This is a genomic window from Ramlibacter sp. 2FC (assembly GCF_005503345.1).
GTDB lineage: Bacteria > Pseudomonadota > Gammaproteobacteria > Burkholderiales > Burkholderiaceae_C > SCMQ01.
Genome location: NZ_SCMM01000021.1, coordinates 13347 through 40191, shown reverse-complemented (window position 1 = coordinate 40191; position 26845 = coordinate 13347). Strand labels below are relative to the sequence as shown.

The window sequence follows — 26845 nt, the reverse complement described above, 5'->3', positions numbered from 1 at the left end:
TTTTTGTAAATGTCCACGTCTGGTCCGTGGTCCGCATGTTTCCAGCCTGGGTTCAGATCAATTTGTCAGGCGTGACAGGAAGCTCGCGAATCCGCTTGCCCGTGGCGTGATGGATGGCGTTGGCGATGGCTGGCGCCACCCCCACCATGGCAATTTCCCCCAGGCCCTTCACGCCCAGCGGGTTGACGTGCGAATCCTGTTCTTCGACAAACAGCACATCCATGACGGCAGGAGCATCCGCATGCACGGGGAGCGCGTATTCCGCGAAGTTGGCGTTCGCCACCCGGCCATTGCGCGGATCGACCACGGCATGCTCCATCAGTGCCATGCCTACGCCACCGATCATGCCGCCAATGCACTGGCTGCGGGCCAGTTTGGGATTGACGATGCGGCCGGCGCCATAGGCCCCGACCATGCGGCGTACGCGGACCTCGCCCAGGTCCTGATCGACGGCGACCTCCACGAACACCGCGCCGAAGGCATGCATCGAGAACCGCTGCGCGGCATCACCAGGCCGGCTGTCCACAGAGGCTTCCACGGGTTGTCGCAGTCGGCGCAGGGCCTCCGTCAAGTCATCGACTCCTGCCCGGGCCAGTGCGTCTTCGCGCGCTTGGCGGCAGGCGGCCTGGACAGCGCTACCTACACTGGCCGTCGTCATCGAGCCGCCATGTACCGCCGCGCGGGGCAGGCAGTTGTCGCCGAGCGTGAACGTGACGCGATCCATCGGAAGGCCCAGCGCGTCGGCGGCCAGCTGTGTCATCGATGTCCAGGTGCCCGGTCCCATGTCGCTTGCCGCGCTGCTGACTTGCGCGGTGCCATCCGGCAGCAGGCGCACATGGGCGGAGGCGGGCGCGAAATGCGTCGGATAGGTGGCGGTGGCCATCCCCCACCCGAGCAGCCAGCGCCCGTCCCGCATCGAGCGCGGTGCCGGGTTGCGGCGGCTCCAGCCAAAGCGCTCTGCCGCGATGCGGTAGCACTCCTGCGTCGAGCGGCTGGAAAACGGCAGGTTCTTGAACTCATCGTGCTGTGGTTCGTTGCGCAGGCGCAGCTCGACGGGGTCCATCTGCAGCGCGATGGCCAGTTCGTCCAGTGCCGATTCCAGTGCAAACAGGCCGCTCACCTCGCCGGGCCCCCGCATGAACGTGGGCGTGTGAACATTCAAGCGCACGATATGGCGCAGGGTGTGGACATTGGGGCAAGAATGCAGGAACCGCGTGGCATTCAGCAGGGCTTCGGCGTACTCCTCGTAGGTGGAGGTTTCCTGCATTCCTTCGTGCAGGATCGACGACAGACGGCCGTCGCGCGACGCCCCCAGGGCCATGCGCTGCAGGGTGTGCGGGCGGTAGCCCACGCCGTAGTACATCTCGCGCCGCGTGAGCACCAGCTTGACCGGGCGCCCGGTCACGCGGGCGCCCAGGGCCGCCAGGGTCACATGGGGCCAGGCCCGCAGTGCGGCCCCGAACGCGCCGCCGACGAAGGGCGAAACCACATGGACGTCCTGCGCGGCGATCCCGAACACGGCCGCGATCTGGTCGGCGGTGTGATGCACCCACTGCGTCTTGTCCCACAGCGTCAGGCGGTTGCCTTCCCAGGCAGCGATCGTGGCATGGGTTTCGATCGGGTTGTGGTATTCCCGCGGTATGCCGTAGCGTTGGTCGACCTGAACCTCTGCTGCAGCGAAAGCTGCCACCGGATCGCCCCGCCGGGTTTCGATGGGGTAGCGTGACGCTGGGTCGGGCTGCGCGGGCTTTGTCCGCTCAAAGTCCGTGACCGCAGGTTCGGGGACGTAAGTGATGCGAACCAGTGTGGCGGCGTATTGCGCTTGCTCCAAGGATTGCGCCACCACCAGCGCAATGGGCTGTCCCTGGTGGCTGACGATGTTGTCCTGGAGGACATGCAGACGCTCACCGATGTCGGGATCGGGCCCCGCCTTCTGTGGATGGTAGGGCAGGCGAGGCGCGTTCTTGTGGGTCAGGACCGTCAGCACACCCGCGGCGCGTTGCGCGGCGGTCGTGTCGACGGAGGCAATTACGCCGTGCGCAATTGTGCTGCGCACGATGGCGGCATGGACGACGCCGGGAACAGGGAACTCGGCGGCATAGGTCGCGCGGCCAGTCACCTTCAGCCGCCCGTCCACGCGGCTGACAGGAGAACCCGCCGAAGGGGCGGGTGCGTGGGCGATATTGCTCATGTCCGCTCTCCCGCCGCTTCGACTGCGCGCACGATGGCGCGCTGCAGCAACTCGACCTTGAAACGGTTGTGTTCACGCGGCCGTGCCCCTTCGATGGCCAGTGCCGCGCCGCGCTGCAGCGTCTCCCGGTCCAGGCTCGCGTCCGCCAGCGCCGCCTCGACGCCGGGAACACGCCAAGGCTTCGTCCCCACGCCTCCCAGCGCAATGCGTGCCTGCCGGATCCGGTTGCCTTCCATCTCAAGGGCCACGGCGGCGGAAACGACCGCAAACTCGAACGACGCCCGGTCGCGCACCTTGAGATAGTGTGATCGCCAGGCCACCGGACTCGCCGGCACCGTGATCGCGGAGATGACCTCGCCGGCCTGCAGCACCGTTTCGATGTGCGGCGCGCTGCCGGGAAGGCAGTAAAAATCGGTCAGCGCCACCGTGCGCTCGCCATCCACGCTGCGCAAGTGGACGGCGGCATCCAGGGCCACAAGCGCAACCGCCAGATCGGAAGGGTGGGTTGCAATGCAGTTCTCGCTCGTGCCGAACACGGCGTGCCAGCGGTTCTCGCCTTCCATCGCTGCGCAGCCCGTACCCGGCTTGCGCTTGTTGCAGGCGCTGTAGCCGGTATCGCGGAAGTACGGGCAGCGGGTGCGCTGGAGGAGGTTCCCGCCCAAGGTGGCCTGGTTGCGCACCTGCGGACTGGCGGAATTCAGCAGGGCCTGCGAGATCACGGGGAACCGATCGACGACCACGGGATGGGCCGCGAGCTCCGCCATGGTCGCGGCAGCGCCCAATCGCAAGCCTTGCGGGTTTTCTTCGATGCGGCTGTCCAGGAGACCCGCCAGGCTGACCAGGTGATCCGGATGGCGGATGTGTTCCTGCAAGAGCTGCACCATGTCCGTGCCTCCGGCGATGTATTCGGTCACGGCATTGCCGCGGCCGGACTGTGCGCCAGAGGCCAGGGCGGTGGCCAGGTCGCTGGGGCGCTTGAGTGCGAAAGGGTGCATGGTTCAGCCCCCCGTCGCGGGTTTAACCGTGCCAGCCACATCCATGATGGCCGCCACGATGTGGTCGTAGGCGCCGCAGCGGCAAAGGTTGCCGCTCATCCACTCCCTGACCTCCTGCGGCGAACCGGCATGGCCTTCGGCGATGCACGCCACACCCGCCATGATCTGGCCTGGGGTGCAGTAGCCGCACTGGAAGGCATCGCGTTCGATGAATGCTGCTTGCAGCGGGTGAAGGTCATCGCCTTGGGCGAGGCCTTCGATCGTCACGATCTCACGCCCTTCGGCGAGCGCGGCGAGCGAGAGGCAGGACTTGACGCGCCGGCCGTCCATCAGGACGGTGCATGCGCCGCACTGTCCCAGGCCACAACCCTTTTTGGCGCCTGTCAGTTGCAGGTGCTCGCGCAAGGCATCGAGCAGCGTCGTGCGCGCATCGAGGCTCAAGCGGCAATCGACCCCATTGACACGAAGCGCCACATCCATGGGGGGCGGTGACGTCGAGTCCGGCGCAGTTGAAATGCAAAGAGGATGATTTTTTTCCACGGTCGGTCGGCTCCTCGACGTTTTCAGGATCATGCGTCGGCTGCAGTATATGGATGAATTCATTGAACGGTATTTGTTTCGTTCATTGAAACATTTTAGATGGACGGCAGCCATCCATGGCAGCGCCTAGAGATTCACGAAAGGTGAAAGCCATGTCACGAAACGATGGCTACCCCAACCAGGGTCTCGTTCCTAGACTCGGCGCTGACATTGAACATTCCGACTGCATGGACACCTACGACTACATCATCATCGGCGCGGGATCGGCGGGCTGCGTGCTGGCCCGGCGCCTGTCGGACAACCCCGGGCACAAGGTGCTGTTGCTGGAGGCCGGGCCGCCGGCGGACACGTTCTGGGTGCACACGCCCGCCGGCATGGCCAAGATGTTCTTCCACGAGCAGTTCAACTGGAACTACCACACCGAGCCCATGCCCCGGCTGCGCCAGCGGCGCATGTACTGGCCGCGCGGCAGGGGGCTGGGCGGCTCCAGCGCCATCAACGGCCTGGTCTACATCCGGGGCCACCGCAACGACTTCGACCACTGGGCCCACCTGGGCAACCCCGGCTGGAGCTACGAGGACGTGCTGCCGTACTTCAAGAAAATGGAGCACAACGAGCGTGGCGGCGACAGCTATCGCGGCGAGAACGGTCCGCTGTGGATCAGCGATCCGGTGGTGCGCCACCCCAGTTCGTACGACTTCATCGAATCGGCCGCCCAGCTGGGCATCCCACGCACCGACGACCTCAACGGCGCACTGCATGACGGCGTCGGCTTCATGCAGCACAACATCCGCAAGGGCCGGCGCCATTCCGCCTACATGGCCTACGTGGAACCCGTGCGCCACCGCCGCAACCTGAGCGTGCGGACCGGCTGCCAGGTCCAGCGCATCCTGTTCGAAAACCAGCAGGCCCAAGGCGTGGAAGTCATTGAAGGCGGCCAGCGGCGTGTCGTCAAGGCGGCCAGGGAGGTGATTCTGTCCGCGGGCGCGCTGAATTCCCCGCAGCTGCTGATGCTCTCGGGCATCGGGCCGGCCGCGCACCTGCGGCAGCATGGCATCCCGCTGGTGCTCGATGCTCCTGGAGTGGGGCAGAACCTGCAGGACCATTTCTACCTCCATTGCAGCTACCGCTGCACCCCAGGGAGTTCGTACAACCGCGAGATCAGCGGCATGCGCAAGTACTGGCAAGGCCTGCGCTACCTCGTTACGCGCGGCGGCTACCTGGCACTGGGTTCGTCGCAGGTGGCGGCCTTTGTGAAGAGCCGCCCCGAGGAGGCGTACGCGGACCTGCAGATCAGCTTCCGCCCGATGACGTTCACGTACCACCCGAATGGCGTCATCGCGGTGGATCCGGTGCCGTCGATGGCCGCTTCGGTGTACCGCCTGCGGCCCAAGGGTTCAGGCAGCATCACCCTGCGTTCGGCCGATCCGATGCAGGCGCCGGTGTTCACGCCGAACTTCCTGAGCGACCCAGAAGACATCCACGCCATGATCCAGGGCATCCGGCGGATCCGCGAGATCATGTCCACCGGACCGGTCGCGGCACGGGTCATCGGGGAGCACCTGCCCGGCCCGGGCGTGCAGACGGACGAGCAAATGCTGGACTTCATGGAAAAGCACGGCAACTCGGCCTTCCATCCCGCCGGCACTTGCAAGATGGGGCGCGATCCCATGGCCGTGGTTGACGAGCGCCTGAGGGTCAGGGGCGTCGAGCGGCTGCGCGTCGTTGACGCATCGATCATGCCCATGGTGACTTCGGGCAACACCAACGCGCCCACGATGATGATCGGCGAGAAGGGCGCGGACCTGATCGCGCAGGACGCCATCGCGCTGTAGCCATCAGCGCATTGCAACCCAACGGATTCCACCCATGACACAGACCACTTCAGACACCACCTTGTCCCACGTTCAAGCGGAGTACCCGGGCATCGGGCTCTTCATCGATGGCGAATGGATCCATGATCGGCCCGCTGGCCAGGAGGTCAGGAACCCGAGCGACGAACGCGTTCTCGCCCGCGTTCCCCAAGCCAGCTTCGACGATCTGGCCCGCGCCTTGAATGCCGCGGCCAGCGGCTTCCTGATCTGGCGGGACACACCGCCGCCAGAACGCGTCGCCATCATCCAGAAGGCGGCGGCCCTGATACGGGAACGCGCGGAAGGCATCACGCGGATCATCACGCTGGAAACGGCAAGACCCTCGCGGAGGCCCGCGCGGAGGTCGACCGCTCGGCCAGCTTCTTCGACTGGGACGCGGCCGAGTCGCTGCGCAACTATGGAACCATCGTGCCATCGGAGCCGCAGATGCAAAAGCTCGTGCTGCGCCAGCCCGTGGGCCCCGTCGCGGCATTCACGCCTTGGAACGTTCCCCTGAGTTCACCATCGCGCAAGGTCAGCGCGGCGCTTTCGGCGGGTTGCTCCATCGTTCTCAAGGCCGCCGAAGAAACGCCCGGCGCTGCCTGCGCCCTGGTGCGATGCTTCATCGATGCCGGCCTGCCCCGCGGCGTGCTGAACCTGGTCTTTGGCGATCCCGATCAGATATCCACCACGCTGATTGCATCGCCAGTCATTCGCATGGTCACGCTCACCGGCTCGGTCCAGGTCGGTAAGCGACTGACCCAACTGGCCGCCGCGTCAATGAAACCGGCGCTCATGGAGCTTGGCGGACACGCGCCCGTGCTGATCTGTGACGGCGTCGATGCGGCAGAACTGGGCCGCCTGGCCGCGCGGGGCAAGATGCGCGTGACGGGGCAGATCTGTGCCTCTCCTTCGCGCTTCATCATTCACCATCGCGTGTATGACGAGTTCGTGGCGGCGTTCGCCAGCGCTGCCCGTGATCTCCGCGTGGGCGACGGCCTCGATCCGAACGCACAGATGGGACCGGTGGCGAATGCACGTCGTCTGGCGGCCATGCAGGCGCTGGTGGAGGACGCGAAGGGGCGCGGCGCCCGCGTGGCGGCGGGCGGACACCGCATCGGTACGCGGGGATATTTCTTCGCCCCCACCGTGCTTGCCGAGGTGCCCCTCGACGCCGACGTGATGAGACACGAACCCTTCGGTCCGCTGGCTGCCTGCGTGTCCGTGCACGATCTGGATGAAGGCCTGGCGATGGCGAACAGTCTTTCCGTCGGGCTGGCAGCCTATGCATTCACCAACTCGCTGCACGAGAGTGAACGCATCATGCGCGAGCTGGAGTGCGGCGTGCTTTCCGTCAACCACTTCGGCGCACCGGGCGCGAACGCCCCGTTCGGCGGCGTGAAGGAAAGCGGTATTGGCCGGGAGGGAGGCGCGAGCAGTCTCGACGCGTACACCGTGACCAAGACGGTTCTGCAGCGGGCAGCATGCGTCTGATCCGCTGATCCCGGCTTCAACCTGCCCTCAACGTCGCAGGTTTCGACCTGGTCTCGATGCACTTGGTCCTTCGCGCAGAGACGATATCACCGTTGGCTGCGGCCCGGAAGAAGCATCGGCGTTCGTGGCGTGCTTCATGGCATGCCGCGCTGACGGCGTGGGCACGCGGCCACAACACGCTACGCCGCGACAGGCAGCTGTGCGGACGCGGGGCTCGGGATGTACGAATTCTTGGCGAGTGGGGGCTGTGTCGCCGCGAGGTCTTCGGCGGTCGCGATTTGCCTAGTGAGGATTTCGAGCTGGTCGAGGATGATCCGGGCGTGCAGCACGAAGAGCTTGCCCGCGTCGGTCAGGTGAAGCCCGCGATGATCCCGCACGAACAGCGGCCTACCCAGCGTGCTCTCCAGAGCGCTCAGCCGTTGGCTGCCAGCCGAAATCGAGCAGTGCGCGCGCTTGGCTGCCGCAGACAGCGATCCCGTCTCTGCGCAAAGGACGACCAAGCGCATCGAGACCAGGTCGAGGCGTGCGATGTTGAAGTCCATGATGTCAGTCCAGCGCAATGAGGTCGGGATCAGCGGTTCATACGCGCGCCGTCCTTTGCAGAACCGTCTTGGTCACGGTGTACGAGTCTAGGTCAGGGGTCGCCCGCGGCACGGGGTCGAGCAGGCGCTCGTCGCACGGGCTGCAGACCTCTAGCCAAGGTCGACGGTCACAGCTCCACTCGCCGTCTACGAACAGGCCGATGCGCGGATAGGCACCTCGCGCGGATTGCTCGGGCTGAGCCGGGTTCGAATGGAGCACCTCAGCGCCTCCCTATTCCACCCGCCGAACGGACGGCGAGAGTTGTCTCAGCGGGCAATCCGGCGAAAGTTCATCTGGCTGCATATATTGAATGCTAGGCCTGGATATTTCGATAGTCAATCTAGGTTTTACCTAATGGAACCTATGCTGCAGAGCAGTGGAATTGAGAAGACTCAATCCGAGCTCAGTTGCAGCCGATTCGGCTGGCGCCGCTCTATCGCGTATTTGAGGAGTGCCGCCGTGCGGTACACCGCGTGAGCAAACTTCCCGTAGGGCAGCAGCGCGAACAATGCGAGGACCACACCGAGGTGAAGGGCGAGCAGCAGCGGCATGGCCGACGTGTCACGGAAAGCAAGCAGCGCCAAGCCGGTGAGCGAGGTGAAGAACAGCAGGCCAATGAACCCCAGATCCATCGGGCGCTGTTGCGGATCGCCGTGCAGTGGATGCCGCCTGATGTTCAGCCAGAACAGCCCGGCTGGTCCGATGAGAAGGCCGACGCCTCCCGCCGTGCCGAGCAGCACAGGCAGGCTGACGATGTCATAGGGTGCGTGCCAGCCGAACACGTAGTGGTAGATCGTGGCCACTGACGTTGCGGCGAAGCACAGCATGAAACCGTAGAAGGTGAAGTGGTGCATCCGGCGGCGCCAGAGGGTGAAGCGGTCGTTTGCATCGTTGCAACCATCACCGTGTCCACCGTCCAGGTACTTCAGGGTGAGAACGTTGCGCGCGGCCTCCGCCACCGAGCCTTTCGCGAGGTCGCGGTCCACCGGCGCAGTCTGTCCGCGCCAGAATCGGGTCGCGCCGATCCCAAGTGCCAGTACCGCAAACAGGAACACCGCTCCGAACATGGCCGCCATGAGATTGTGCGGGAAGATGGCGTAGAAATTCCCGGCGAGCGGCTCGCGGATCAGCGAACCGCTCATGGCGATGGCCATCGCCAGAAACAGCGCGAGCCCGAGCGCCACGGCAGTCGAAACTGCGAGCCCATTGCGGCGGTATGCCCCTGCAAACGCTGCTGGCCAGGCAAACTCTTCGTAGGTCTTGACGCGCACCTGAGCCATCGCACGAGGCACATTCACCGCGAACTCGTGGGGTGGGGCGTACTGGCACGCGTGCAGGCAAGCGCCGCAGTTGTGGCAAAGATTGGCAAGATAATGCACATCCCCGATGCCGAACTCCAGGCGGCGCGTCATTGCCGGGAACACCGCGCAGAAGCTTTCGCAGTAGCGACAGGCGTTGCAGATCTGCATTTGGCGCGCCGCTTCGGATTCCGCGGATCCGCCGCCGGCCAGGGCGACCGCATCGCGGGTGAGTTGATCAAGCTGCTGCATGTTCGCTCCCCACTCGCGCAGCGGCCGCGGCTTGCGTCCCGGCAATACGTCCGAACGCGGTTCCAATGCTCATTCCAACTCCTGCGGTATAGCCACGGCCAAGCACGTTGCCGGCCATCATTTCGCCTGCGACAAAGAGGTTCTCGCTCGGCACACCATTGAAGTGCACCTGCGCCTTCTCGTTGATCCTCAGGCCAAGATAGGTGAAAGTGATGCCCGGTCGCAGCGCGTAGCCGTAGAAGGGCGCTGTGTCGATCGGACGTGCCCAGTGCGTCTTGGGCGGGGAGAGGTTCTCCGTATGGCAGTCGTCGAGCACCGTGTGGTCGAACGTCGCGACCCGGCAGGCGGCGTTGTAGTCGTTCATCGTCTTCATGAAGACGGCTTCGTCGAGCTGCAGCTTGCGAGCCAGCTCCGGCAGGGTCTGGGCTGTCACGCCGGGGAAGACCGGCGGCATGAAGCGGCCGATCGCCTTGCTGTCGATGATGCAGTAGCCGATCTGGCCAGGCTGCAAGGCGACCAGCCGGCCCCAGATGGCATAGCGCTTGGGCCAGAAATCCTCGCCCTCGTCATAGAAGCGTTTCGCCTCGCGATTGAGCATCACGCCCAGAGATACGGCGTCGACGCGCGTCACGATGCCACCGTCGTAGAGCGGCGCGCGCGCGTCGATCGCAACACAGTGTGCCTGCGTCGGGTCGCCGATGATGTCGGCGCCCTGATCCATCATGTGCTTGATGAGCACGCCCTGATTGAAGCGGGTCCCGCGGATGAGAAAGTTGTCGGCCGGCCACTCGCCGCGCTCGTTCTGTCCCCACGCCTCGCGCAGCCACTCGCGGTTGGATTCGAAGCCGCCGGCGGCCAGCACACAGGCTTTCGCCTCGATGCGCTCGTTGCCAATGCGGGCGGCAACGAACTGGCCGTCACGGATCTCGAGCGAGTCCACCGGCGCGTTGTACCGGATCTGGACCCCCAGATTCTCGGCGCTGCGGTAATAGGCGTTGACCAAGGCCTTTCCGCCGCCCATGAAGAACGCGTTCGTACGGGACAGATGGAGCGTGCCGGCGAGCGAGGGCTGGAAGCGAACCCCGTGCTTGCGCATCCAATCCCGGCAAGACGAGGAAGCGCGGATCGTGAGTCGCGCAAGCTTCTCGTTGGTGGCGCCGCCCGTAACTTTCAGCAGGTCCTGCCAGAACTCTTCCTCAGGATAGGCGTCCGAGAGAACATCCTGGGGCGCATCGTGCATGCAACGCAGGTTGCGTGTGTGCTGGGAATTACCGCCGCGCCATTCGCGCGGCGCCGACTCGAGGAGCAATACGCTGGCACCCGCCTCGCGCGCCATGAGTGCCGCGCACAGGGCTGCGTTGCCCCCGCCAATAACAAGTACATCGACCATGCCTCCACTGTAGGCAGTTGATCGCGTGCCGGGAAGCGGGCAGTGAAGATCGACCCATCACAATTCGTGATGGCCTGAGTGATGGTGCGGCCGCGCTCCGACCCATTCACCGGTGCGCACGAGTTCGCGTGCGCAAACCGACAGGACGACCCTGGCAGCGATGGCCGCGGGGGACAGTTCATCGTTGGACAGGCTGCACAGGGTGCAGATGCGGTGCGCCTCGGGATCAACGATCTCCGCCAGCTGGAACCGCTCCGATGCGTCCGGGTAGCGACGCGTCGCGGACCCGGGCTGCAGGGTGGCTCCGAATCCCGAATCCACGGCATCCATCAGTACGGCGAGCGAGTCGATCTCGCTCGCAATTGCGGGCTTCAGGTGCAAACGAGAGAACGCCGCGTCGAGGACCGCGCGCAATCCATGGGATGCCGTCGGCAGGATCAGCGGCACGTTCTCGAGGTCGGATAACCGGATCCGGGGGGCAAGAGATTCGACGGCAGGATGGCGCGCCGACTGGATGAAGAAGAGGCGTTCTTCCAGAAGAGGCGTGACGGTCCAGCGTCGGCCGGGGTGTGACCCATAGAGCACGGCGAGATCCAGTTGGCGCGCATTCAGCAGGTTCGCAAGGTGGCCCGAGAGGCTTTCCACGATGTGCAGCCGTACATCAGGATATCGCTCGCGCATGGCGCGAATGAGAGGAACACCGAGCACTGACGCGGTGGTAGGAGGCAGGCCGACACTGACGGTGCCGGAAAGACGAGCTTCCTGAGCGGCCCGAACGGCCTGGTCGGCGTGGCGTACCGTGAGCTGCGCCTCGCGCAAGAAAGCGAGGCCCGCTTCGGTGGGGGTGACCCCTTTACCGGAGCGCAGGAGCAGGCGTGTCGACAGTTCGCCCTCGAGTCGTGCGATCTGCTGACTCAGCGCCGACTGCACCATGTCCAGGTCGGCTGCGGCCCGACTGAAACTTCCGAGTTCCACGACCCGAACGAAATAACGCAACTGACGAAGCTCCATGGTTTTGTCTCCAGGCGGTGGGGCGTCACACGGATCACAGTCTCCTCTTCAAGATACCGACGCGGCCTTGCCGTGTCAGGAGGGTTTCGAACTTCCGAAAGGAAGCGAGCTGGCGAAGTAACCCTGATTGCCAGTATGCATGCGAAGTTGGTTAGCAGAAATTACTTGACAGCCCATAAAAAGCGTCTGGACGTAAATGACGCCCCAGGGCAAAGTTCTGCGTGAGCGGTTCGAGATCCAATGAGGCGACAGGCTGCGACGCTCCTGTCCAGAGGTGTGGCAACGAGGTATCTGCGGGGTCGCGGAGCGAAGCTGCAGTCGACATCGGAGTGCATGGCCGAATGATGCAGGGCGAGTGATTTCTGGGCGGCAGCACTCTCAGGAACCGGGAAATACGGGCAGACATGAAGTTTCAATGATTAAAACACGGTTCATTCATAGGTACAATCGCCGTGGATTAGAGGACTGTCCATCGCAAGGTGACGTGCAATGAAGAGCGACGTGTATGACGTGATCGTGGTTGGGTCCGGGGCTGCAGGGCTGGCAGCGGCGTGCACGGCAGCCGCCCATGGCAAGCGGGTTCTGGTGCTCGAGGCAGCCGACCGCATCGGAGGCACCACGGCCATTTCCGGCGGGATGGTGTGGATTCCTGCCAATCACAAGATGAACGCCGCGGGTATCGAGGACAGCCTGGATGCGGCGCGCAACTACCTGAACCATACGGTCCCTGGCTCCGTCGAGGATCCGCGCATGCAGGCGTTCCTCACGCGGGGGGACGAAGCCATCCGCTTTCTGGAGGCGCACACCTCCCTGCAGTTGCAGGCTGTTCGGCGATACCCGGATTACTACCCCGACACGCCAGGTGCCACTGCCGGTGGCCGTGTGCTAGAGCCTGTCCCGTTCGACGCCACCGCACTCGGCCCGGCATTCGCCCAGCTGCGCGATCCCTTGCCCGAGTTCATGCTTTTCGGCGGGATGATGGTGAGCCGGGAGGACCTGCCTATCCTGCGGCGAGTGGGGCATTCGCTCGGTGCCGTCTGGCACGCCACGAAACTGGTCGCCCGCTACGCTATGCAGCGGATCCGAGCTCACCGCGGCACGACCCTGGTGCTGGGCAATGCACTGGCCGCACGGCTGTTCAAGTCGGCCCGCGACTTGGATGTGGAAATCGCCATCGAGGCGGCCGTGGTCGGCATGATCATGGAAGGTGACCGTGTCGCGGGCGTGCGTGTGAAGCGTGAAGGCCAACTGCGGCAGCTGCGCGCGAACGACGCTGTGATCTTGGCCACCGGCGGCATCTCCCATCACCCGGATCTGCGGCGCGACTATATCCCCGCAGCTGCGGGGGAAGTGTCCGCAACTGCGAAGTCAGGCGCTGGGCGAGGGGGAGCGCACCTCGCGGGCAGTCTGGGTGCGAAGCTGAGCCCGAGCGCCGCCACAGTCGACGATGCCCTGGCCTTCTGGGTGCCGGTGTCGAAGTTTCGCCGGGCGGACGGATCGCAGGCCGTTTTCCCGCACACGGTAACGGACCGAGCGAAGCCCGGCCTCATTGCAGTCAACAAGGACGGGCGCCGGTTTGTCAATGAAGCGGTCTCGTACCACGAGTTCGTCCGGGCGCAGTTGCGAGACTCTACGGACAACATCCCGGCCTGGCTGGTGTGCGACAAGGACTTCCTGTGGAAGTATGGCTTGGGCCGTGTTCGACCCTTCGCGCTGTCGATCAAGCGTGACCTCGAAACTGGCTACCTGAAGCGCGGCAAGACGATGGAGGAGCTCGCAGAGGTTCTCGGACTTCCGGTCCGGAACTTCGTGGATACGGTCCACCGCTTCAACCTGGCCGCTGTGCGAGGCCTCGATAGCGAGTTTGGCCGAGGATCCAACATCTATCAGCGCCATCTGGGCGACGTGGACCAGCGGCCCAACCCCTGTGTCGCGCCCATCAGGAATGGCCCTTTCTACGCCGTCGCCGTGTACCCGGCCGACCTCGGGATGGCCGCGGGGATCGTCACGGACGAACACGCTCGCGTGCTCAGGAAAGACGGACAGCCCATAGCGGGTCTCTATGCGTGCGGCAACGACATGCACTCCGTCATGAACGGAGCTTACCCCGGGCCAGGAATCACCCTTGGGCCAGCGCTGGTGTTCGGCTATATCGCGGGATCGCATGCCTCTGGCAAGGGGGCGCTGGCGGGCTGGGCTGGCGAGATGGGGGCTTCATCTCAACAAACGGCAAGGAGGGCGGCAGCCTAGACGGGAAACCGAGTAGATCGGCCGCGACAGCGCTTGTCGATGTCGGAAATTGACACAGACCAAAGTGTCTGCAAGGTTCCAACTGTCGGAACTCGATTTGACTACTGAAATCATTGGGGGTAATATTCACCTTGATGAGATGAAGGTGTGGATGTCTCGCGCAGTGAAGGCGAGCCCGGCCTTGGGCGAACTGCGTGGCCTGTTAGTGCCGGCCACGTTCTATGCAGGCTGGCCGGTGCGCTTGGCTGCAGATAGGGCGGCGCTGGAGCCTCTGGAAGCAGACGGCAGGCGACAGCCAGATTCAACGAAACACGGATACAAGCTTACGAAAGCGAGGAATAAATGAAAGGCAGCGAACTCATTGCCGAGTACCTGGTGCAACAAGAGGTGCCCTACGTTTTTGGCATCTGCGGACACGGAAACGTGGGTATGCTGGATGCGCTCCACCAGGTGCGCGACAAGGTCCAGCTCATTTCGCCGCGTCACGAGCAGTGCGCCGGTCACATGGCTGACGCGTATTTCCGTGTGAAGCACCGTCCGGTGGCCACGCTGACCTCCACCGGTCCCGGCTCGGCCAACATGGTCATGTCGCTCGCCACTGCCTTGTCTGACTCGTCGGCCTTTCTGGCCATCACCTCGAACGTGCCCACCTCCCAGATGAACCGGGCGCCTTTCCAGGAACTGTACAAGCACAACCAAGCTGACTTTCCGAACGTGCTTCGCCCGGTCGTGAAGCGCAGCTTCCAGCCTTCGCGTGTGGACATGCTTCCGCTGGCTCTGCGCCAAGCCTTCGACACCATGGTGACCGGACGCCCGGGTCCGGTGAATCTCGACATTCCGTACAACCTGTACCAGGAAGAAGCCGACGTTGCCGTGCCGCCCAAGTCGCACACACTCGGCCAGCAACGCCCGGCCGCCTCGAACGCGGACGTCGCTGCCGTGATGGAGCTGCTGCGCGAGGCCCAGCGCCCCGTGTTCTTCATCGGCCACGGCGCGACGCTGTCGGAAGCCGGCCCTGAGATGACCGCGCTGGCGCATCGCCTTGGCGTACCGGTGATCACCTCGCCCAATGGCATGGGCTGCGTTCCCGCGGACGACATGATGACGCTGGGCTTCATCGGCCGAAACGGCGCCTACCCGGCCAACCAGGCGGGCCGTCACTCTGACCTGGTGATCACGATCGGCACGCGCTTCGACGACCGTTCCTCCTCCAGCTGGCACCCCGGCTATTCCTGGAACTTCCCCAAGACCAAGCTCGTTCACGTGGACATCGACCCGCAGGAACTGGGCCGCAACTATCCCCCCACCGTGGGCATCGTCGCGGACTGCAAGGTCTTCTGCGAACAGCTGCTCGCCGCGGTCAACGAAGAACAAGTCGATTCGAGCCGCTTTGCCGGCTGGCGCGACCAGGTCGCGGGCTGGCAGCGTGAGTGGGAAGCCTTCGTTCGCCCGAACTTCAGCTCCGTCACGACGCCGATCCGCCCCGAATACGTGGTCGGAGCCCTGGACGACGTTCTGCCTGACGATGTGATTCTGTCGCTGGACTCGGGGGTGCATCACAACTGGTTCATGCAGTTCTGGAAGCCGCGCCGCACCCAGAGCATGCTCAACAGCTGGGGCTATTCGTCGATGGGTTTCGGCGTTTGCGGTGTGCTGGGCGCTCAGCTCGCTGCCCCTGACCGCCCTTGCGTTGCCGTGGTCGGCGACGGTGGCTTCACCATGACCCCCTACGTGGTCTGCACCGCGGTTGAATACAACCTCCCGTGCGTGTGGATCGTCTGGAACAACTTCGCATGGGGCGCGATCCGCGACATCCAGTACGGCATGTTCGGCGGCCGGGAACTGGGCACCGCGTTCTACAAGGGCGAGCAGGGCCCCGGCGGCGAGCGCTACAACCCCGACTTCGCGGCCTGGGCGCGCGCGGCCGGAGCAGACGGCATCACGGTCACGCGCAGCGAAGACCTGCGCGGCGCCGTTGAGCTGGCACTGCGCAACCGCCGCCCCTGCGTCATCGACGTCCATGTGGACAGCGAAGTGCGTCCGCCTTCCACCGGCACGTGGCAACTGCCGCCCACGCCGTTCAAGGAGCCGATGTTCGGCAAGCCGTGGGTTGCCTAAGCGCCGGAAAGGGAGTCCATGATCACCCCGCTGCCTCAACCCGAGCCGAACGCCGACTCCCGGCCGTACTGGAGCGCGGCCAGTGAAGGCCGACTCCTCATCCGCGCGTGCAAGGCCTGCGGCGCCAAGCACTTCATGCCACGTCATCTGTGCCCGGAGTGCTGGTCGGACCAGCTCGAATGGGTCGACAGTGCCGGCCGTGGCACGGTGCACAGCTTCAGCATCGTGCATCGCGCACCCACGCCCGAGTTCGCGGCCGGCACGCCGTATGTGATTGCCATGGTCGATCTCGACGAAGGACCGCGCATGTTTGCCAACGTGATCGGCGAAGGAGCCCTGGCCGTGGCCATCGGCGACCGCGTGAGGGTGACGTTCGAGGAACGCGGCGACGGAATGAAGATGCCGCAATTCACCCGCGAGGCCTAGGGAAAGAGATATGACCCAATCCATGTCCCTGAAGAACAAAGTGGCGATCGTCGGCGTTGGCGAGTCGGACATCGGCAAGGTGCCCGGCATGACGGGGCTTGGCCTGAACACCCAGGCGATGCGACGCGCGCTGGACGACGCCGGCCTCAAGGTCTCCGACGTCGACGGCCTGCTGACGGCCTATTCCTTCACCGAGTCGTACACCATGCTGGGCTCGTCGCTTAGCGAGTACACAGGTCTGAAGCCGCGCATGTGCGCCTCGATGGTGGCCGGCGGCGCCAGTCCCGGCATCATGCTGCGGCACGCGGCGCAGGCGATCGCCATGGGCTTGGCAGAGACCGTTCTGGTCTGTGCCGGCGAGAACCGGGCCACTGGCCTTGGACGCGAGGCAGCCATCGCCGTGCTGGCCAACGTCGGCCACCCGCAGTTCGAGAAGCCCTATGGCGGCTCGATCCCGGGTTTCTACGCGATGGTCGCCCATCGTCACATGCACGAGTACGGAACGACGCGCAACCAGCTCGCCAGTGTGGCGGTCAACACGCGCGCCCATGCCGCCCTGCATCCGAACGCGCAGATGAAGGCGCCGCTCACCATCGAGCAGGTGCTGGCATCCAAGCCGATCGCCGATCCGCTGCGTATGCTCGACTGCTGCCTGATCTCCGATGCGGCGGGAGCCTTCGTCGTCACGTCGGCCGAGCGGGCGCGCGACCTGCGCCAGAAGCCGGCCTACCTGCTGGGCGTAGGCGAGATGCACACGCACGAGCACATCATGTGCGCGCCCAGCCTGACCCACTTCGGCGCGGCGCAATCCGGGCGCACTGCCTATGAAATGGCGGGCGTCAAGCCCGCCGATATCGACGTCGCTGAGCTCTACGACTGCTTCACGATCGTCCCCATCATCGAGCTCGAAGAGCTCGGGTTCGTGGAGCCCGGCGCCGGTGGCGCCTTCTTCGAAGCGGGGCACGCGCGCATCGGCGGCAAGCTGCCGGTCAATACGCACGGGGGCATGCTCTCCCACGCGCATGCGGGCGCTGCCGGCGGTCTGTTTGGCATCGTCGAAGCCGTGCGTCAGCTGCGCGGCAATGAAGGCGAGCGTCAGGTCCACGGTGCCGAACTTGCACTCGTGCACAACGAAGGCGGGATTCTGTCTTCGCACTGCACCGTGATTCTGTCCAACCAGAAAGGCTGAGCTGCCAGCCCCACCACAAAGGAATCTGTAATGACGCTCTCCTACAAGCCGCGTGGCAAATACTTCGAGGACTTCCAGGTTGGGGACGAGCTCGTGACTCCCGCCCGCACGATCACCAGCACGGACATCGTGAACTTCGCGTGCATCTCCGGTGACTTCAACGAGGTGCACGTCAACCACGAGTACTGCAAGACCACTCCCTTCGGCGAGCCCATCGCCCATGGCCCGCTGATCTACGCGATCATGGGCGGCCTGCAGTACGCGAGCGGCATCAACGACGGCACGATGCTCGCCCTGCTGGGCATCGACAACTGGCGCCTGCTCGGCCCCGTGAAGCACGGCGACACGATCCGCATGCACTCGCGCGTGATCGAGAAGAAGGAAACGAGCAAGCCAGACCGCGGCGTGATCGTTTTCGAGCGGCGCTGCATCAAGCAAGACGGCAGCGTTGCGCAGGAGATGAAGACCACCCTGATGTACAAGCGCCGGCCGACGTAATCCGGCCGAAACCCACTTTCCAGACTATCCGCCGCGCCGCGGCCCCAACGCAAGAGGAAATATCCATGAATTTCATGCTGTCCCCCGAAATCGAAGCCGTCCGCGACATGGTGGGCCGGTTCATGCAGAACGAAGTTGTTCCGGTCATGGAAGACTTCGAAAAGCGCCAGGAATTCCCGCGCGAGCTGATCAAGAAGGCCGGCGAAGCTGGCCTGTACGGCGCGGTGTTTCCCGAGTCGGTGGGGGGCAGCGACATGGGCTACATGGCCGCCGCCGTGATCATGGAGGAAATGGCCCGCCACGACGTGCGCTTCGGCTCCTGCAACAACCAGCAAGGCGGCACCTGCCCCTCGTGCATCTACACCGCCGGCACGCCCGAGCAGATCAAGAAGTATGTCCCGAACCTGCTGGCGGGCAGGACCATCGGGATGATGTCGCTGTCCGAATCGGGCAGCGGCTCCGACGCCGCGGGGGCGATGAAGACCTTCGCCAAGCGCGATGGCGATGTCTACCGCATCAGCGGCCAGAAGATGTGGGCGTCGATCGCCAACGAGACGGATGTCGGCATCCTCTTCGCGAAGACCGATCGCGACGCCGGCGCCAAGGGCGTGACGGCGTTCATCGTTGAACCGAAGAAGTACCCTGGCTTCAAGGCCCAGCCGATCGACCTGCTGGGCATGTCCAAGGCCTTCCGCACCAACATCGTGTTCCTGGACGACTTCGTGGTGCCGGTCGAGAACCGCCTGGGCGAGGAAGGCGAGGGCTTCAAGATCATCATGCGCGCGCTGCAGCCCGGGCGCGTCAACGTGGCCGCAAAGGCGCTGGGCCTGGCCCAGGCATGCCTGGAAGACGCCGTGCGCTACGCCAACGAGCGCACGGTCAAGGGCCAGCCGATCGGCCGGTTCCAGATGATCCAGAACGACATCGCCGAGATGGCCACGGCGATCGAAGCCAGCCGCGCGCTGGTCTACAAGGCCGCCTACTGCATGGATAACGACCTGCCTTCCAACCGGATCGCGGCCATCGCCAAGTACCACGCCTCTTCCACCGCCAAGCTGTGCGCGGACAAGACCCAGCAGATCTTCGGCGGCTACGGCCTGGCGCGCGAATACCGCATCTCTTGGATGAGGGTGTATGCCGACATGTTCTTCAACGGAGAAGGCTCGGCGAACATCCAGAAGATCCTGATCGCCGAGGACGCTTTGGGCTACAAGCTCGCCGATCGCCATCATGGAAAGACGGGGCTGCGCGACGTGCGCCGTGACGACGTCGGCGCCCCGGCGTAATCCCCGGGGACAAGCGGCTGCCCAGTGTTATGGGCGGCCGAGGGCGCGGATGCGCTGAATTGGAATGGATTCGAATATGAACGAGAAAAGTACCCTGGACCGGCTGTTCCGGCCCGACAGCGTCGCGATCGTCGGCGCATCCCCACAGCGCGGAAGCCCGCGAAACGCGATCGTGCGCGTCCTGCTGAAACATGGCTTCGCCGGCCGCGTTTATCCGGTGAGCCCCAGTCATGCGGAGGTCGAGGGCCTCAAGGCCTACAAGTCGGTGGGCGAGTTGCCGGAGGTTCCCGACGTGGCTTTGGTGATCACGCCGGCGCAGACGGTGCCCGGCATCATCGCCGAATGCGGCGTCAAAGGCATCCGCAACGCGGTGGTGTTCAGCGCGGGCTTCGAGGAAACGGAAGCTGGCAAGGACCACGCGGTACGGCTCGCAGAAGCCGCGCGCAAGTACGGCGTGAACGTGATGGGGCCCAATTGCCAGGGGGCGTGGTCGGTGAAGCATCGCGCGATGCTGACCTACAGCCCGGCGGCGCAGAACCTCGAGACCATCCAGCACGCTCCCATCGCCGTCGTCAGCCAGAGTGGCGCGCTGGCGGGCGCCATCGGTAACTCGCTGCAGCGCGCGGGCATGGGCTGCTCCTACCTGATCAGCGTGGGCAATGAGACCGTGTTCGACGCCCTGGATGCGCTGGAATGGGTGGTCGAACAGGAAGACGTGCGTGTGGTGGCCCTGTACATCGAAGGCCTGAACTGCGCGGAGCGCATGCTTGCCATCGCGGAGAAGGCCCGCAAGCGTGGCGTCCAGATCGTGGTGCTCAAGGCCGGCCGTTCCGAAGTCGGCCAGCAGGCGACTGCCTCCCACACGGGCAAGATCGCCTCGTCCCACGCCGTCTATACCGACGTGCTGGAGCAGGCGGGCGTCATCTCGGTGAACAGCCTGGTGGAGGTCCTCTCCGCGGTGGAGGTGCTGGCGTTCCTTGCCAATCCGCGCATCAGTGGCGACCCCAAGGGCGGCATCTCCGTGCTCAGCTCCTCCGGTGGCGCGGGCGCCCTGCTGGCGGACCACAGCAGCGAAAACGGCATCCCGATGTCGGAATTCAGCCCTGCAACCGCTGACCGCCTCGAGAAGCTGCTGCCGGAGTTCGCACGCAAGGCGAACCCGATCGACCTGACGGGTCAGATCAACACCGTCGCCAACCTGTTCCGCGACACGTGCAACACGATCGCCGAGGACCCGCGCACGGAGGCGATCGTCGTGCAGTACGCGAGCAGCGGCCGCAAGTACCTGCAGGAGGACGGCGAGCTCTTCAAGAGCCTCGGACGGGAACTGCCCGTCATCGTCAGCTTCGTCGGCGAGACGATGGAGCCCGAGGTGCGCCGAGCGTTCCGCGAGGCAGGCGTCCTGCTGGCCGCGGACCCTTCGATCACGATGCAGGCGCTGTCGCTGATCTACAGGCGCCGCCGCTACCAGTCGCTGCCGCCGCTGCCAGAGCGGCCGCCGCTGCCCGAGCGCCCGGCACCGCGGGACTGGGAAGAAACCATGAAGTTCTGCGAAGACGGTGGCGTCACGCCGGCCAAGTGGCTGGTCCTGGGCCCCGAAGACCGCGCTAGGAACGCGTGTGCCGGGCTGAAGTACCCGCTGGTTGTCAAGGTGCTGCCCTCCGACTCGGAGCACAAGACGGAGCTGGGCCTGGTCAAGCTGCGCGTGCAGACGCCCGAGGCTGTGGATGCGCTGGCCGCCGAGTTCCGCGCGAAGATGGGCAAGCCGGGCGCGGGCATCCTGGTCCAGGAGATGGTGGGCGACGGCGTGGAAGTCGTACTGTCCGCGCTGCGCAAGACCGACTTCGGGCCGGTGATCTCGATCGGCACGGGCGGCGTGGCCATCGAGTTGTACCGCGACGTGACGCATCTGGCCCTGCCGGTCACGCGCGAGCAGGTGCTCGCGGCGCTGCGCAAGCTCAAGCTGTGGACATTGCTGCAAGGCTTCCGCGGCAAGCCCGCCGCCGACATCGACGCGCTCGCCGACGCGGCCGTGCGCTTCGGCGACCAGTTCCTGGCGGCGAGCGACGTGCAGGAGTTCGAAATCAATCCGGTGATCGTCGGCGCGAAGGGCGAAGGGCTGCGCGCCGTGGATGCTCTCGTGATTGTGTAGGGGAAGCAGAATGTCTAGTGAAGAAATTGGTGTCGCTCTGGACGGTCACGTCGCAGTGGTGGAACTGCGGCGTCCGCCCAACAACTTCCTCGACGTCGACCTGATCGCTGAACTCGCGACGAAGCTGGAGCGTCTTGACGAGGAGCCCCAGTGTCGCAGCATCGTTCTGGCGGCGGCAGGCAAGCACTTCTGCGCAGGCGGCAACCTCAAGCAGCGGCTGGAGGTGGAAGCTCGCGGGGAATCGTTCGTGCCAGCGACGCGCCACATCTACAAGGAGGCGCGCCGGCTCGTGGGAACACGCAAGCCGATAGTCGCCGCCGTGCAGGGCAGCGCGATCGGTGCGGGCCTGGGGCTGGCGGTCGTGGCGGACTTCCGCGTCACCTGCAAGGAAGCCCGGTTTGCCGCGAACTTCAACGCCATCGGCTTCGGGCCGGGTTTCGGCCTGACTGTCACGCTGCCGCGCCTGGTGGGACAGCAGAACGCGCGTTGGCTGTTCATGACGGGCAAGCGCATTCCCGGCGACGAAGCCTTCGCCATGGGCCTGGCCGATCGCCTCGTGGAGCAGGACCAGGTGCGCGCCGTTGCGATGGAGATGGCGCAGGAAATCGCGCGCTGCGCCCCGCTTTCGGTGCAGTCCACGCGCGACATGCTCAACGCCGGCTTCATCGCCGAGTTCCGCGCCGCCACCGAGCGCGAGTCCTTCGAGCAGAACTGGCTGCGCCAGACCAACGACTACAAGGAAGGCGTCGAAGCCGCCTCGGAACGCCGCGAACCGAACTTCACGGGCACCTGACCGGCGCCCGAGAACACTGAACAAGGAAACCTTGACATGACAGAGTTGATTGATGTCCGCCTGCTGATCGCCGGCGAATGGCAGGACGGCGCCAGCCAAGCTGAGGTGCTGGACAAGTTCCGCCTGACGCCCTACGCCCGCACCCACATCGCCTCACAGGAGCAGGTCCGCGCGGCGGTGGCCGCGGCCGAGGCCGCGTTCCGAAAATCGACGCTGACGGCCCATGACCGTGGCGCCATCCTCGACCGGGCTGCCGCCATCATCGAGCGGGATGGCGACAAGTTCATCAAAATCCTGCAGACCGAGGGCGGCTTCACGCTCTCCGATTCGCAGGGCGAGCTGCGCCGCTGCATCCAGACCTTCAAGCTGTCGGCGGAAGAAGGGCGCCGCCTCGTCGGCGAAGTGATCCCCCTCGAAGGCGCCCCGCAACAAGCGGGCCGCCTGGGCTTCACCATCCCGGTGCCGCTGGGCGTGATCTGCGCGATCACCCCGTTCAATGCGCCGATCAACACCGTGGCGCACAAGATCGGCCCGGCGATCGCCGCGGGCAACGCCGTGGTGGTCAAGCCCTCGAGCAGCACCCCCAACACCACCAACATGCTGGCCGCCGCCCTGATGGAAGCCGGCCTGCCCGCGGGCCTGATCTCCGTGATCCACGGCGGCTCCAAGGTGGCGCACTGGCTGATCGCCGAGCCGGCGTTCAAGTTCTTCGCTTTCACCGGCAGCACCGAAGTCGGCCGCGACATCCAGCAGCGCGCCGGCCTGCGCCGCACCCAGATGGAACTTGGCAGCATTGCCTTCACCATCCTGAGCGCCGACACCAACCTTGACGTCGCCCTGCCCAAGGTGGTGGGCGCCGCCTACCGCAAGGCAGGCCAGGTCTGCACCTCCATCCAGACCCTGCTGGTGGAACGCAGCCGGATGGCCGAGGTCGAGGCGCGCCTGACCGAGATGGTCAACAAGCTGGCCTATGGCGATCCGTTCGATCCCAAGACCCAGGTTGGACCGGTCATCAGCTTGGCGTCGGCCCAGCGCATCGAGAGCTGGATCGAACAGGCGATGCAGCGCGGCGCGCGCCGCCTCGCGGGCGGCCCGCGCCAGGGCGCGGTGGTTCCGCCGACGCTGCTGGCCGACGTGGACGACAGTTGCGACGTCAGCTGCAACGAGATCTTCGGCCCGGTGATGACGCTGGTGCCCTACGACACACTGGACGAGGCCATCGACCGCGTCAACTCGACGCCCTACGGCCTGGCCACCGGCTTCTTTACCAACCGCCTGGACGAGGCAATGAAGGCCGTGCGCCGCCTGGATGTGGGCGGCGTACACATCAACGAGACATCTAGCTCCCGCGTCGACCTGATGCCGTACGGAGGCACCAAGGATTCCGGCTTCGGCCGCGAGGGCCCGCGCTACGCCGTGCACGAAATGTGCGAAATGCGCATGGTGAGCCTGTCGGTCTGACCGAGCTTCAAGGAAACAAGGAATTGGAAGAGCAAAGATGAAAGTGTTGGTCGCTGTGAAGCGCGTTGTCGACTTCAACGTCAAGGTCAGAGTCAGGTCGGACAACACGGGGGTGGACATCGCCAACGTGAAGATGAGCGCGAACCCGTTCTGCGAGATTGCGGTCGAGGAGGCCGTGCGCCTGAAGGAAAAGGGACTTGCCACGGAAGTCATCGCCGTCTCCTGCGGCGTTCAGCAGTGCCAGGAAACCCTGCGCACCGCCATGGCCATAGGCGCCGACCGCGCCATCCTGGTCGAGACGAATGAAGAGCTGCAGCCCCTGGCCGTGGCCAAGCTGCTGGCCGCCCTGGTGGCCAAGGAACAACCCGGCCTGGTGATCCTGGGCAAGCAGGCCATCGACGACGACGCGAATCAGACCGGCCAGATGCTCGCGGCGCTGGCCGAGCTGCCCCAGGCCACCTTCGCCTCCAAGGTCGAGGTGGCGGGCGACAAGGTACAGGTGACGCGCGAGATCGACGGGGGCCTGGAAACCCTCAGCCTGTCGCTGCCCGCCGTGGTCACCACCGACCTGCGCCTGAACGAGCCGCGCTACGTGACCCTGCCCAACATCATGAAGGCCAAGAAGAAGCCGCTGGAGACCGTCAAGCCCGAGGACCTGGGCGTCGATGTCACGCCGCGCCTGAAGACCCTCAAGGTCTCTGAACCCCCGAAGCGCGGCGCCGGCATCAAGGTGCCCGACGTCGCCACCCTGGTGGACAAGCTCAGGAACGAAGCGAAGGTGATCTGATCATGACTGCATTGGTTATTGCCGAACACGACAACGCCTCCATCAGGGGCGCCACGCTCAACACCGTCACCGCGGCCGCAGCCTGCGGCGGCGAAGTCCATGTGCTGGTCGCCGGCCACAACGCCCAGGCAGCCGCCGAAGCCGCCGCGAAGATCCAGGGCGTGGCCAAGGTGATCCTGGCCGACGGCGAAGCCCTGGCCCATGGCCTGGCCGAGAACCTGGCCGCCCAGGTGCTGGCCCTGGCCGGCAACTATAGCCACATCCTGTTCCCGGCCACCGCCGCCGGCAAGAACGTGGCCCCGCGCGTGGCCGCCAAGCTGGACCTGGCCCAGGTCAGCGAGATCACCAAGGTGGTCTCCCCCGACAGCTTCGAGCGCCCGATCTACGCCGGCAACGCGATTGCCACCGTGCAGAGCCTGGACGCCAAGAAGCTGATCACCGTGCGCAGCACCGGCTTCGACGCCGCGGCAGCGAGCGGCGGCAGCGCCGCCGTCCAGAAGATCGAGGCCGTGGCCGCCAGCGGCAAGAGCGCCTTCGTCTCGAGTGAGATCGCCAAGAGCGAGCGCCCCGAGCTGACGGCCGCCAAGATCGTGGTCTCGGGCGGAAGAGCCCTGGGTTCAGCCGAGAAGTTCAACGAAGTCATCACCCCGCTGGCCGACAAGCTGGGCGCGGCGATTGGCGCCAGCCGCGCCGCGGTGGACGCGGGCTACGCCCCCAACGACCTGCAGGTCGGCCAGACCGGCAAGATCGTGGCGCCGCAGCTGTACATCGCCTGCGGCATCTCGGGGGCCATCCAGCACTTGGCGGGCATGAAGGACGCCAAGGTGATCGTGGCGATCAACAAGGATCCGGAGGCGCCGATCTTCTCGGTGGCCGACTACGGGCTGGAGGCCGACTTGTTCACGGCGGTGCCGGAGCTGGTCAAGGCACTGTAAATCCGTCGGCGATGCTCTCGCGGCGCGAACATCGGGAGGGAGCGATGCGAGAACGATCTTCTCGGCGGGCGGCGGCTCGGCGCACGTGATGGGCAGGCGCGGCAATCTAGGCGCGGAGATTGCGCCGGCCGTACTCGGCCAGGTCTGCCTGCACGCAGCCATGGCCGGCGCCCGCATGTCGGCGCCGCTTCTGGCGTTGAGCCAGGGTTACGGCAAGGGGGCGACAGGCTTGTTGGTTGCCCTGTTTGCCGCGACGCAGATCTTCCTGTCCCTGCCCGCTGGGCGCTACGCCGACCGCCATGGCCTGAAGCGACCGCTGATGATATGTGTCGTGGCGGCTTCCATCGGTGTTGGACTCGCCGCGGTGTGGCCGGTTTATCCCGTGCTCTGCGTCACGGCCTTGCTGTGCGGCGGTTCGGTGGGGGCCGCCACGATTGCGCTGCAGCGCCATGTCGGCCGCGCCGCCGAGTCAGCGGCCGAGTTGAAGAAGGCGTTCTCGTTGCTCTCGATCGCGCCGGCCAGTGCGAATTTCGTCGGCCCTCTGCTCGCAGGGTTGCTGATCGACCATGCGGGATTCCGAGCCGCATTTGCGGCGCTGGCCTGCCTGCCGGTGATCAGCTGGCTCTTGTCTCGCAACGCGCGCGAGTTTGGCGCTAACGAAAAGGTGCCGGCCGGGCCGCCTGGCACGGCGTGGGAGCTCATGGCTCAGCCCGGTATGCGCCGCCTGATGTTCATGAATACGCTGATGACGTCATCCTGGGATTTCCACGGCTTCATGGTCCCGGTGCTAGGGCATGAGCGGGGCATCTCCGCATCGGCGATCGGGACGATTCTGGGTTCCTTCGCCGTCGCGGCCGCATTGATTCGGGTTTCAGTGCCGGCGATTGCGGCCCGTGTACGCGAGTGGGTGCTGATCACAGGGGCGGTTGCGCTCGCAGGTATCGTCCTGCTCGCCTACCCCTTCACCCTGTCGCCGTTCACGATGGCTGTGTGCTCTGCGCTGCTCGGGATGGCGCTGGGATCGGTCCAGCCGATGGTGTTGAGCATGCTGCATCACATGACGCCGAGCCATCGCCAGGGCGAGGCCTTGGCGATGCGGTTGATCTTCACCAACGCCTCGGCGCTGACCATGCCGATGCTGCTGGGTGTAGCAGGCGGCGTGGTTGGCGCAAGCGGGGTGTTCTGGCTCATGGGGACGGTCGTGGCGGCTGGCAGCCGCGTCGGCTTCGGCCTGCGCGACGTGCACACCGAATAGGTCGGCCACGTGTCTCTCGCAGCAGGGAATTACCGATGCCGATTTGCCATCCACCACCGAAAACGTGCCGTTCAACGCCCGGCGTTTCG

General features: G+C 65.3%; 21 protein-coding genes and 1 pseudogene. 15 read left to right on the top strand and 7 right to left on the bottom strand.

All coding sequences use genetic code 11. From position 1 onward, the window contains the following. Nucleotides 1–52: 52 nt before the first annotated feature. Genes FFS10_RS11080 through FFS10_RS11070 form a run of 3 tightly spaced genes read right to left on the bottom strand, consistent with a single transcriptional unit; the run spans nucleotide 53 to nucleotide 3759 of the window. Entirely contained in the window at nucleotides 53–2191 is a 2139-nt protein-coding gene (locus FFS10_RS11080; protein ID WP_137894459.1) for a xanthine dehydrogenase family protein molybdopterin-binding subunit, read from the bottom strand. After that, nucleotides 2188–3186 (bottom strand): FAD binding domain-containing protein, encoded by a 999-nt coding sequence (locus FFS10_RS11075; protein WP_137894456.1) that lies wholly within the window; start codon nucleotides 3184–3186, stop codon nucleotides 2188–2190. Before FFS10_RS11075 ends, FFS10_RS11080 begins: the two co-directional genes overlap by 4 nt. A gap of 3 nt (nucleotides 3187–3189) precedes the next feature. Beyond that, on the bottom strand, nucleotides 3190–3759 hold the full coding sequence (locus tag FFS10_RS11070) for a (2Fe-2S)-binding protein (RefSeq protein WP_137894454.1): 570 nt from the start codon (nucleotides 3757–3759) through the stop codon (nucleotides 3190–3192). 194 nt (nucleotides 3760–3953) lie between these two features. Here FFS10_RS11070 and FFS10_RS11065 point away from each other — a divergent pair, with 194 nt between their 5' ends. Both FFS10_RS11065 and FFS10_RS11060 read left to right on the top strand, forming a co-directional pair. After that, a complete protein-coding gene (locus FFS10_RS11065) occupies nucleotides 3954–5561 on the top strand; it encodes a GMC family oxidoreductase (protein ID WP_137894452.1) in 1608 nt (535 codons plus the stop codon). 34 nt (nucleotides 5562–5595) lie between these two features. Beyond that, nucleotides 5596–7073 (top strand): annotated as a pseudogene (locus FFS10_RS11060) (NAD-dependent succinate-semialdehyde dehydrogenase). 179 nt (nucleotides 7074–7252) lie between these two features. On the opposite strand, the gene FFS10_RS11055 reads toward FFS10_RS11060, so the two are convergent. From FFS10_RS11055 to FFS10_RS11040, 4 genes are all read right to left on the bottom strand, one after another. Next, nucleotides 7253–7615, bottom strand: a complete 363-nt coding sequence (locus FFS10_RS11055; protein WP_137894450.1) for a LysR family transcriptional regulator — start codon at nucleotides 7613–7615, stop codon at nucleotides 7253–7255. Between the two features lie 432 nt (nucleotides 7616–8047). Beyond that, nucleotides 8048–9205, bottom strand: coding sequence for a tricarballylate utilization 4Fe-4S protein TcuB (gene tcuB / locus FFS10_RS11050; protein ID WP_137894448.1), 1158 nt, complete (start codon nucleotides 9203–9205; stop codon nucleotides 8048–8050). Next, complete coding sequence (gene tcuA / locus FFS10_RS11045; RefSeq protein WP_137894446.1) at nucleotides 9192–10595, bottom strand: FAD-dependent tricarballylate dehydrogenase TcuA; 1404 nt, start codon at nucleotides 10593–10595, stop codon at nucleotides 9192–9194. The genes tcuB and tcuA overlap by 14 nt, the downstream gene beginning before the upstream one ends. Nucleotides 10596–10652: 57 nt before the next feature. Beyond that, nucleotides 10653–11606 (bottom strand): LysR family transcriptional regulator, encoded by a 954-nt coding sequence (locus FFS10_RS11040; RefSeq protein WP_137894444.1) that lies wholly within the window; start codon nucleotides 11604–11606, stop codon nucleotides 10653–10655. A 489-nt stretch (nucleotides 11607–12095) separates the two neighbouring features. Between FFS10_RS11040 and FFS10_RS11035 the strand changes: the two genes are divergently transcribed. The 13 genes from FFS10_RS11035 (at nucleotide 12096) to FFS10_RS10975 (ending at nucleotide 26756) form a co-directional block, all read left to right on the top strand. Then, on the top strand, nucleotides 12096–13856 hold the full coding sequence (locus FFS10_RS11035; RefSeq protein ID WP_137894442.1) for an FAD-dependent oxidoreductase: 1761 nt from the start codon (nucleotides 12096–12098) through the stop codon (nucleotides 13854–13856). Nucleotides 13857–13905: 49 nt separating this feature from the next. Next, the gene (locus FFS10_RS11030; RefSeq protein ID WP_137894440.1) at nucleotides 13906–14202 is read left to right on the top strand and encodes a hypothetical protein; all 297 of its coding nucleotides are present in this window, start codon (nucleotides 13906–13908) and stop codon (nucleotides 14200–14202) included. After that, nucleotides 14199–15974 (top strand): thiamine pyrophosphate-binding protein, encoded by a 1776-nt coding sequence (locus FFS10_RS11025; RefSeq protein ID WP_137894438.1) that lies wholly within the window; start codon nucleotides 14199–14201, stop codon nucleotides 15972–15974. The genes FFS10_RS11030 and FFS10_RS11025 overlap by 4 nt, the downstream gene beginning before the upstream one ends. A gap of 18 nt (nucleotides 15975–15992) precedes the next feature. Next, on the top strand, nucleotides 15993–16400 hold the full coding sequence (locus FFS10_RS11020; RefSeq protein ID WP_137894436.1) for a Zn-ribbon domain-containing OB-fold protein: 408 nt from the start codon (nucleotides 15993–15995) through the stop codon (nucleotides 16398–16400). Between the two features lie 22 nt (nucleotides 16401–16422). Beyond that, nucleotides 16423–17589, top strand: coding sequence for a thiolase C-terminal domain-containing protein (locus FFS10_RS11015; protein WP_137894434.1), 1167 nt, complete (start codon nucleotides 16423–16425; stop codon nucleotides 17587–17589). Nucleotides 17590–17619: 30 nt separating this feature from the next. After that, complete coding sequence (locus tag FFS10_RS11010; protein ID WP_137894432.1) at nucleotides 17620–18087, top strand: MaoC/PaaZ C-terminal domain-containing protein; 468 nt, start codon at nucleotides 17620–17622, stop codon at nucleotides 18085–18087. Nucleotides 18088–18152: 65 nt separating this feature from the next. Continuing rightward, nucleotides 18153–19373 carry an acyl-CoA dehydrogenase family protein gene (locus FFS10_RS11005; protein ID WP_137894430.1) on the top strand — a complete coding sequence of 407 codons (1221 nt, stop codon included), beginning with the start codon at nucleotides 18153–18155 and terminating at the stop codon, nucleotides 19371–19373. Between the two features lie 76 nt (nucleotides 19374–19449). Next, entirely contained in the window at nucleotides 19450–21525 is a 2076-nt protein-coding gene (locus FFS10_RS11000; protein WP_171015954.1) for an acetate--CoA ligase family protein, read from the top strand. A gap of 10 nt (nucleotides 21526–21535) precedes the next feature. Further along, the gene (locus FFS10_RS10995) at nucleotides 21536–22318 is read left to right on the top strand and encodes an enoyl-CoA hydratase/isomerase family protein (protein WP_137894426.1); all 783 of its coding nucleotides are present in this window, start codon (nucleotides 21536–21538) and stop codon (nucleotides 22316–22318) included. Nucleotides 22319–22354: 36 nt separating this feature from the next. Then, nucleotides 22355–23779, top strand: coding sequence for an aldehyde dehydrogenase family protein (locus tag FFS10_RS10990; RefSeq protein ID WP_137894424.1), 1425 nt, complete (start codon nucleotides 22355–22357; stop codon nucleotides 23777–23779). A 37-nt stretch (nucleotides 23780–23816) separates the two neighbouring features. Then, complete coding sequence (locus tag FFS10_RS10985; protein ID WP_137894422.1) at nucleotides 23817–24566, top strand: electron transfer flavoprotein subunit beta/FixA family protein; 750 nt, start codon at nucleotides 23817–23819, stop codon at nucleotides 24564–24566. Between the two features lie 2 nt (nucleotides 24567–24568). Beyond that, the gene (locus tag FFS10_RS10980; RefSeq protein ID WP_137894420.1) at nucleotides 24569–25501 is read left to right on the top strand and encodes an electron transfer flavoprotein subunit alpha/FixB family protein; all 933 of its coding nucleotides are present in this window, start codon (nucleotides 24569–24571) and stop codon (nucleotides 25499–25501) included. A gap of 88 nt (nucleotides 25502–25589) precedes the next feature. Beyond that, on the top strand, nucleotides 25590–26756 hold the full coding sequence (locus FFS10_RS10975) for an MFS transporter (protein ID WP_137894418.1): 1167 nt from the start codon (nucleotides 25590–25592) through the stop codon (nucleotides 26754–26756). The last annotated feature ends 89 nt before the right edge of the window (nucleotides 26757–26845 follow it).

Coding starts and splice junctions, on each gene's coding strand:
- tcuA (WP_137894446.1), bottom strand. CDS start 10,595: ATGGTCGATGTACTTGTTATTGGCGGGGGCAACGCAGCCCTGTGCGCG.
- FFS10_RS10975 (WP_137894418.1), top strand. CDS start 25,590: ATGGGCAGGCGCGGCAATCTAGGCGCGGAGATTGCGCCGGCCGTACTC.
- FFS10_RS11000 (WP_171015954.1), top strand. CDS start 19,450: ATGAACGAGAAAAGTACCCTGGACCGGCTGTTCCGGCCCGACAGCGTC.
- FFS10_RS11025 (WP_137894438.1), top strand. CDS start 14,199: ATGAAAGGCAGCGAACTCATTGCCGAGTACCTGGTGCAACAAGAGGTG.
- FFS10_RS11070 (WP_137894454.1), bottom strand. CDS start 3,759: ATGATCCTGAAAACGTCGAGGAGCCGACCGACCGTGGAAAAAAATCAT.
- FFS10_RS11035 (WP_137894442.1), top strand. CDS start 12,096: ATGAAGAGCGACGTGTATGACGTGATCGTGGTTGGGTCCGGGGCTGCA.
- FFS10_RS11080 (WP_137894459.1), bottom strand. CDS start 2,191: ATGAGCAATATCGCCCACGCACCCGCCCCTTCGGCGGGTTCTCCTGTC.
- FFS10_RS10980 (WP_137894420.1), top strand. CDS start 24,569: ATGACTGCATTGGTTATTGCCGAACACGACAACGCCTCCATCAGGGGC.
- FFS10_RS11015 (WP_137894434.1), top strand. CDS start 16,423: ATGTCCCTGAAGAACAAAGTGGCGATCGTCGGCGTTGGCGAGTCGGAC.
- FFS10_RS10995 (WP_137894426.1), top strand. CDS start 21,536: ATGTCTAGTGAAGAAATTGGTGTCGCTCTGGACGGTCACGTCGCAGTG.
- tcuB (WP_137894448.1), bottom strand. CDS start 9,205: ATGCAGCAGCTTGATCAACTCACCCGCGATGCGGTCGCCCTGGCCGGC.
- FFS10_RS11010 (WP_137894432.1), top strand. CDS start 17,620: ATGACGCTCTCCTACAAGCCGCGTGGCAAATACTTCGAGGACTTCCAG.
- FFS10_RS11075 (WP_137894456.1), bottom strand. CDS start 3,186: ATGCACCCTTTCGCACTCAAGCGCCCCAGCGACCTGGCCACCGCCCTG.
- FFS10_RS11005 (WP_137894430.1), top strand. CDS start 18,153: ATGAATTTCATGCTGTCCCCCGAAATCGAAGCCGTCCGCGACATGGTG.
- FFS10_RS10990 (WP_137894424.1), top strand. CDS start 22,355: ATGACAGAGTTGATTGATGTCCGCCTGCTGATCGCCGGCGAATGGCAG.
- FFS10_RS10985 (WP_137894422.1), top strand. CDS start 23,817: ATGAAAGTGTTGGTCGCTGTGAAGCGCGTTGTCGACTTCAACGTCAAG.
- FFS10_RS11020 (WP_137894436.1), top strand. CDS start 15,993: ATGATCACCCCGCTGCCTCAACCCGAGCCGAACGCCGACTCCCGGCCG.
- FFS10_RS11040 (WP_137894444.1), bottom strand. CDS start 11,606: ATGGAGCTTCGTCAGTTGCGTTATTTCGTTCGGGTCGTGGAACTCGGA.
- FFS10_RS11055 (WP_137894450.1), bottom strand. CDS start 7,615: ATGGACTTCAACATCGCACGCCTCGACCTGGTCTCGATGCGCTTGGTC.
- FFS10_RS11065 (WP_137894452.1), top strand. CDS start 3,954: ATGGACACCTACGACTACATCATCATCGGCGCGGGATCGGCGGGCTGC.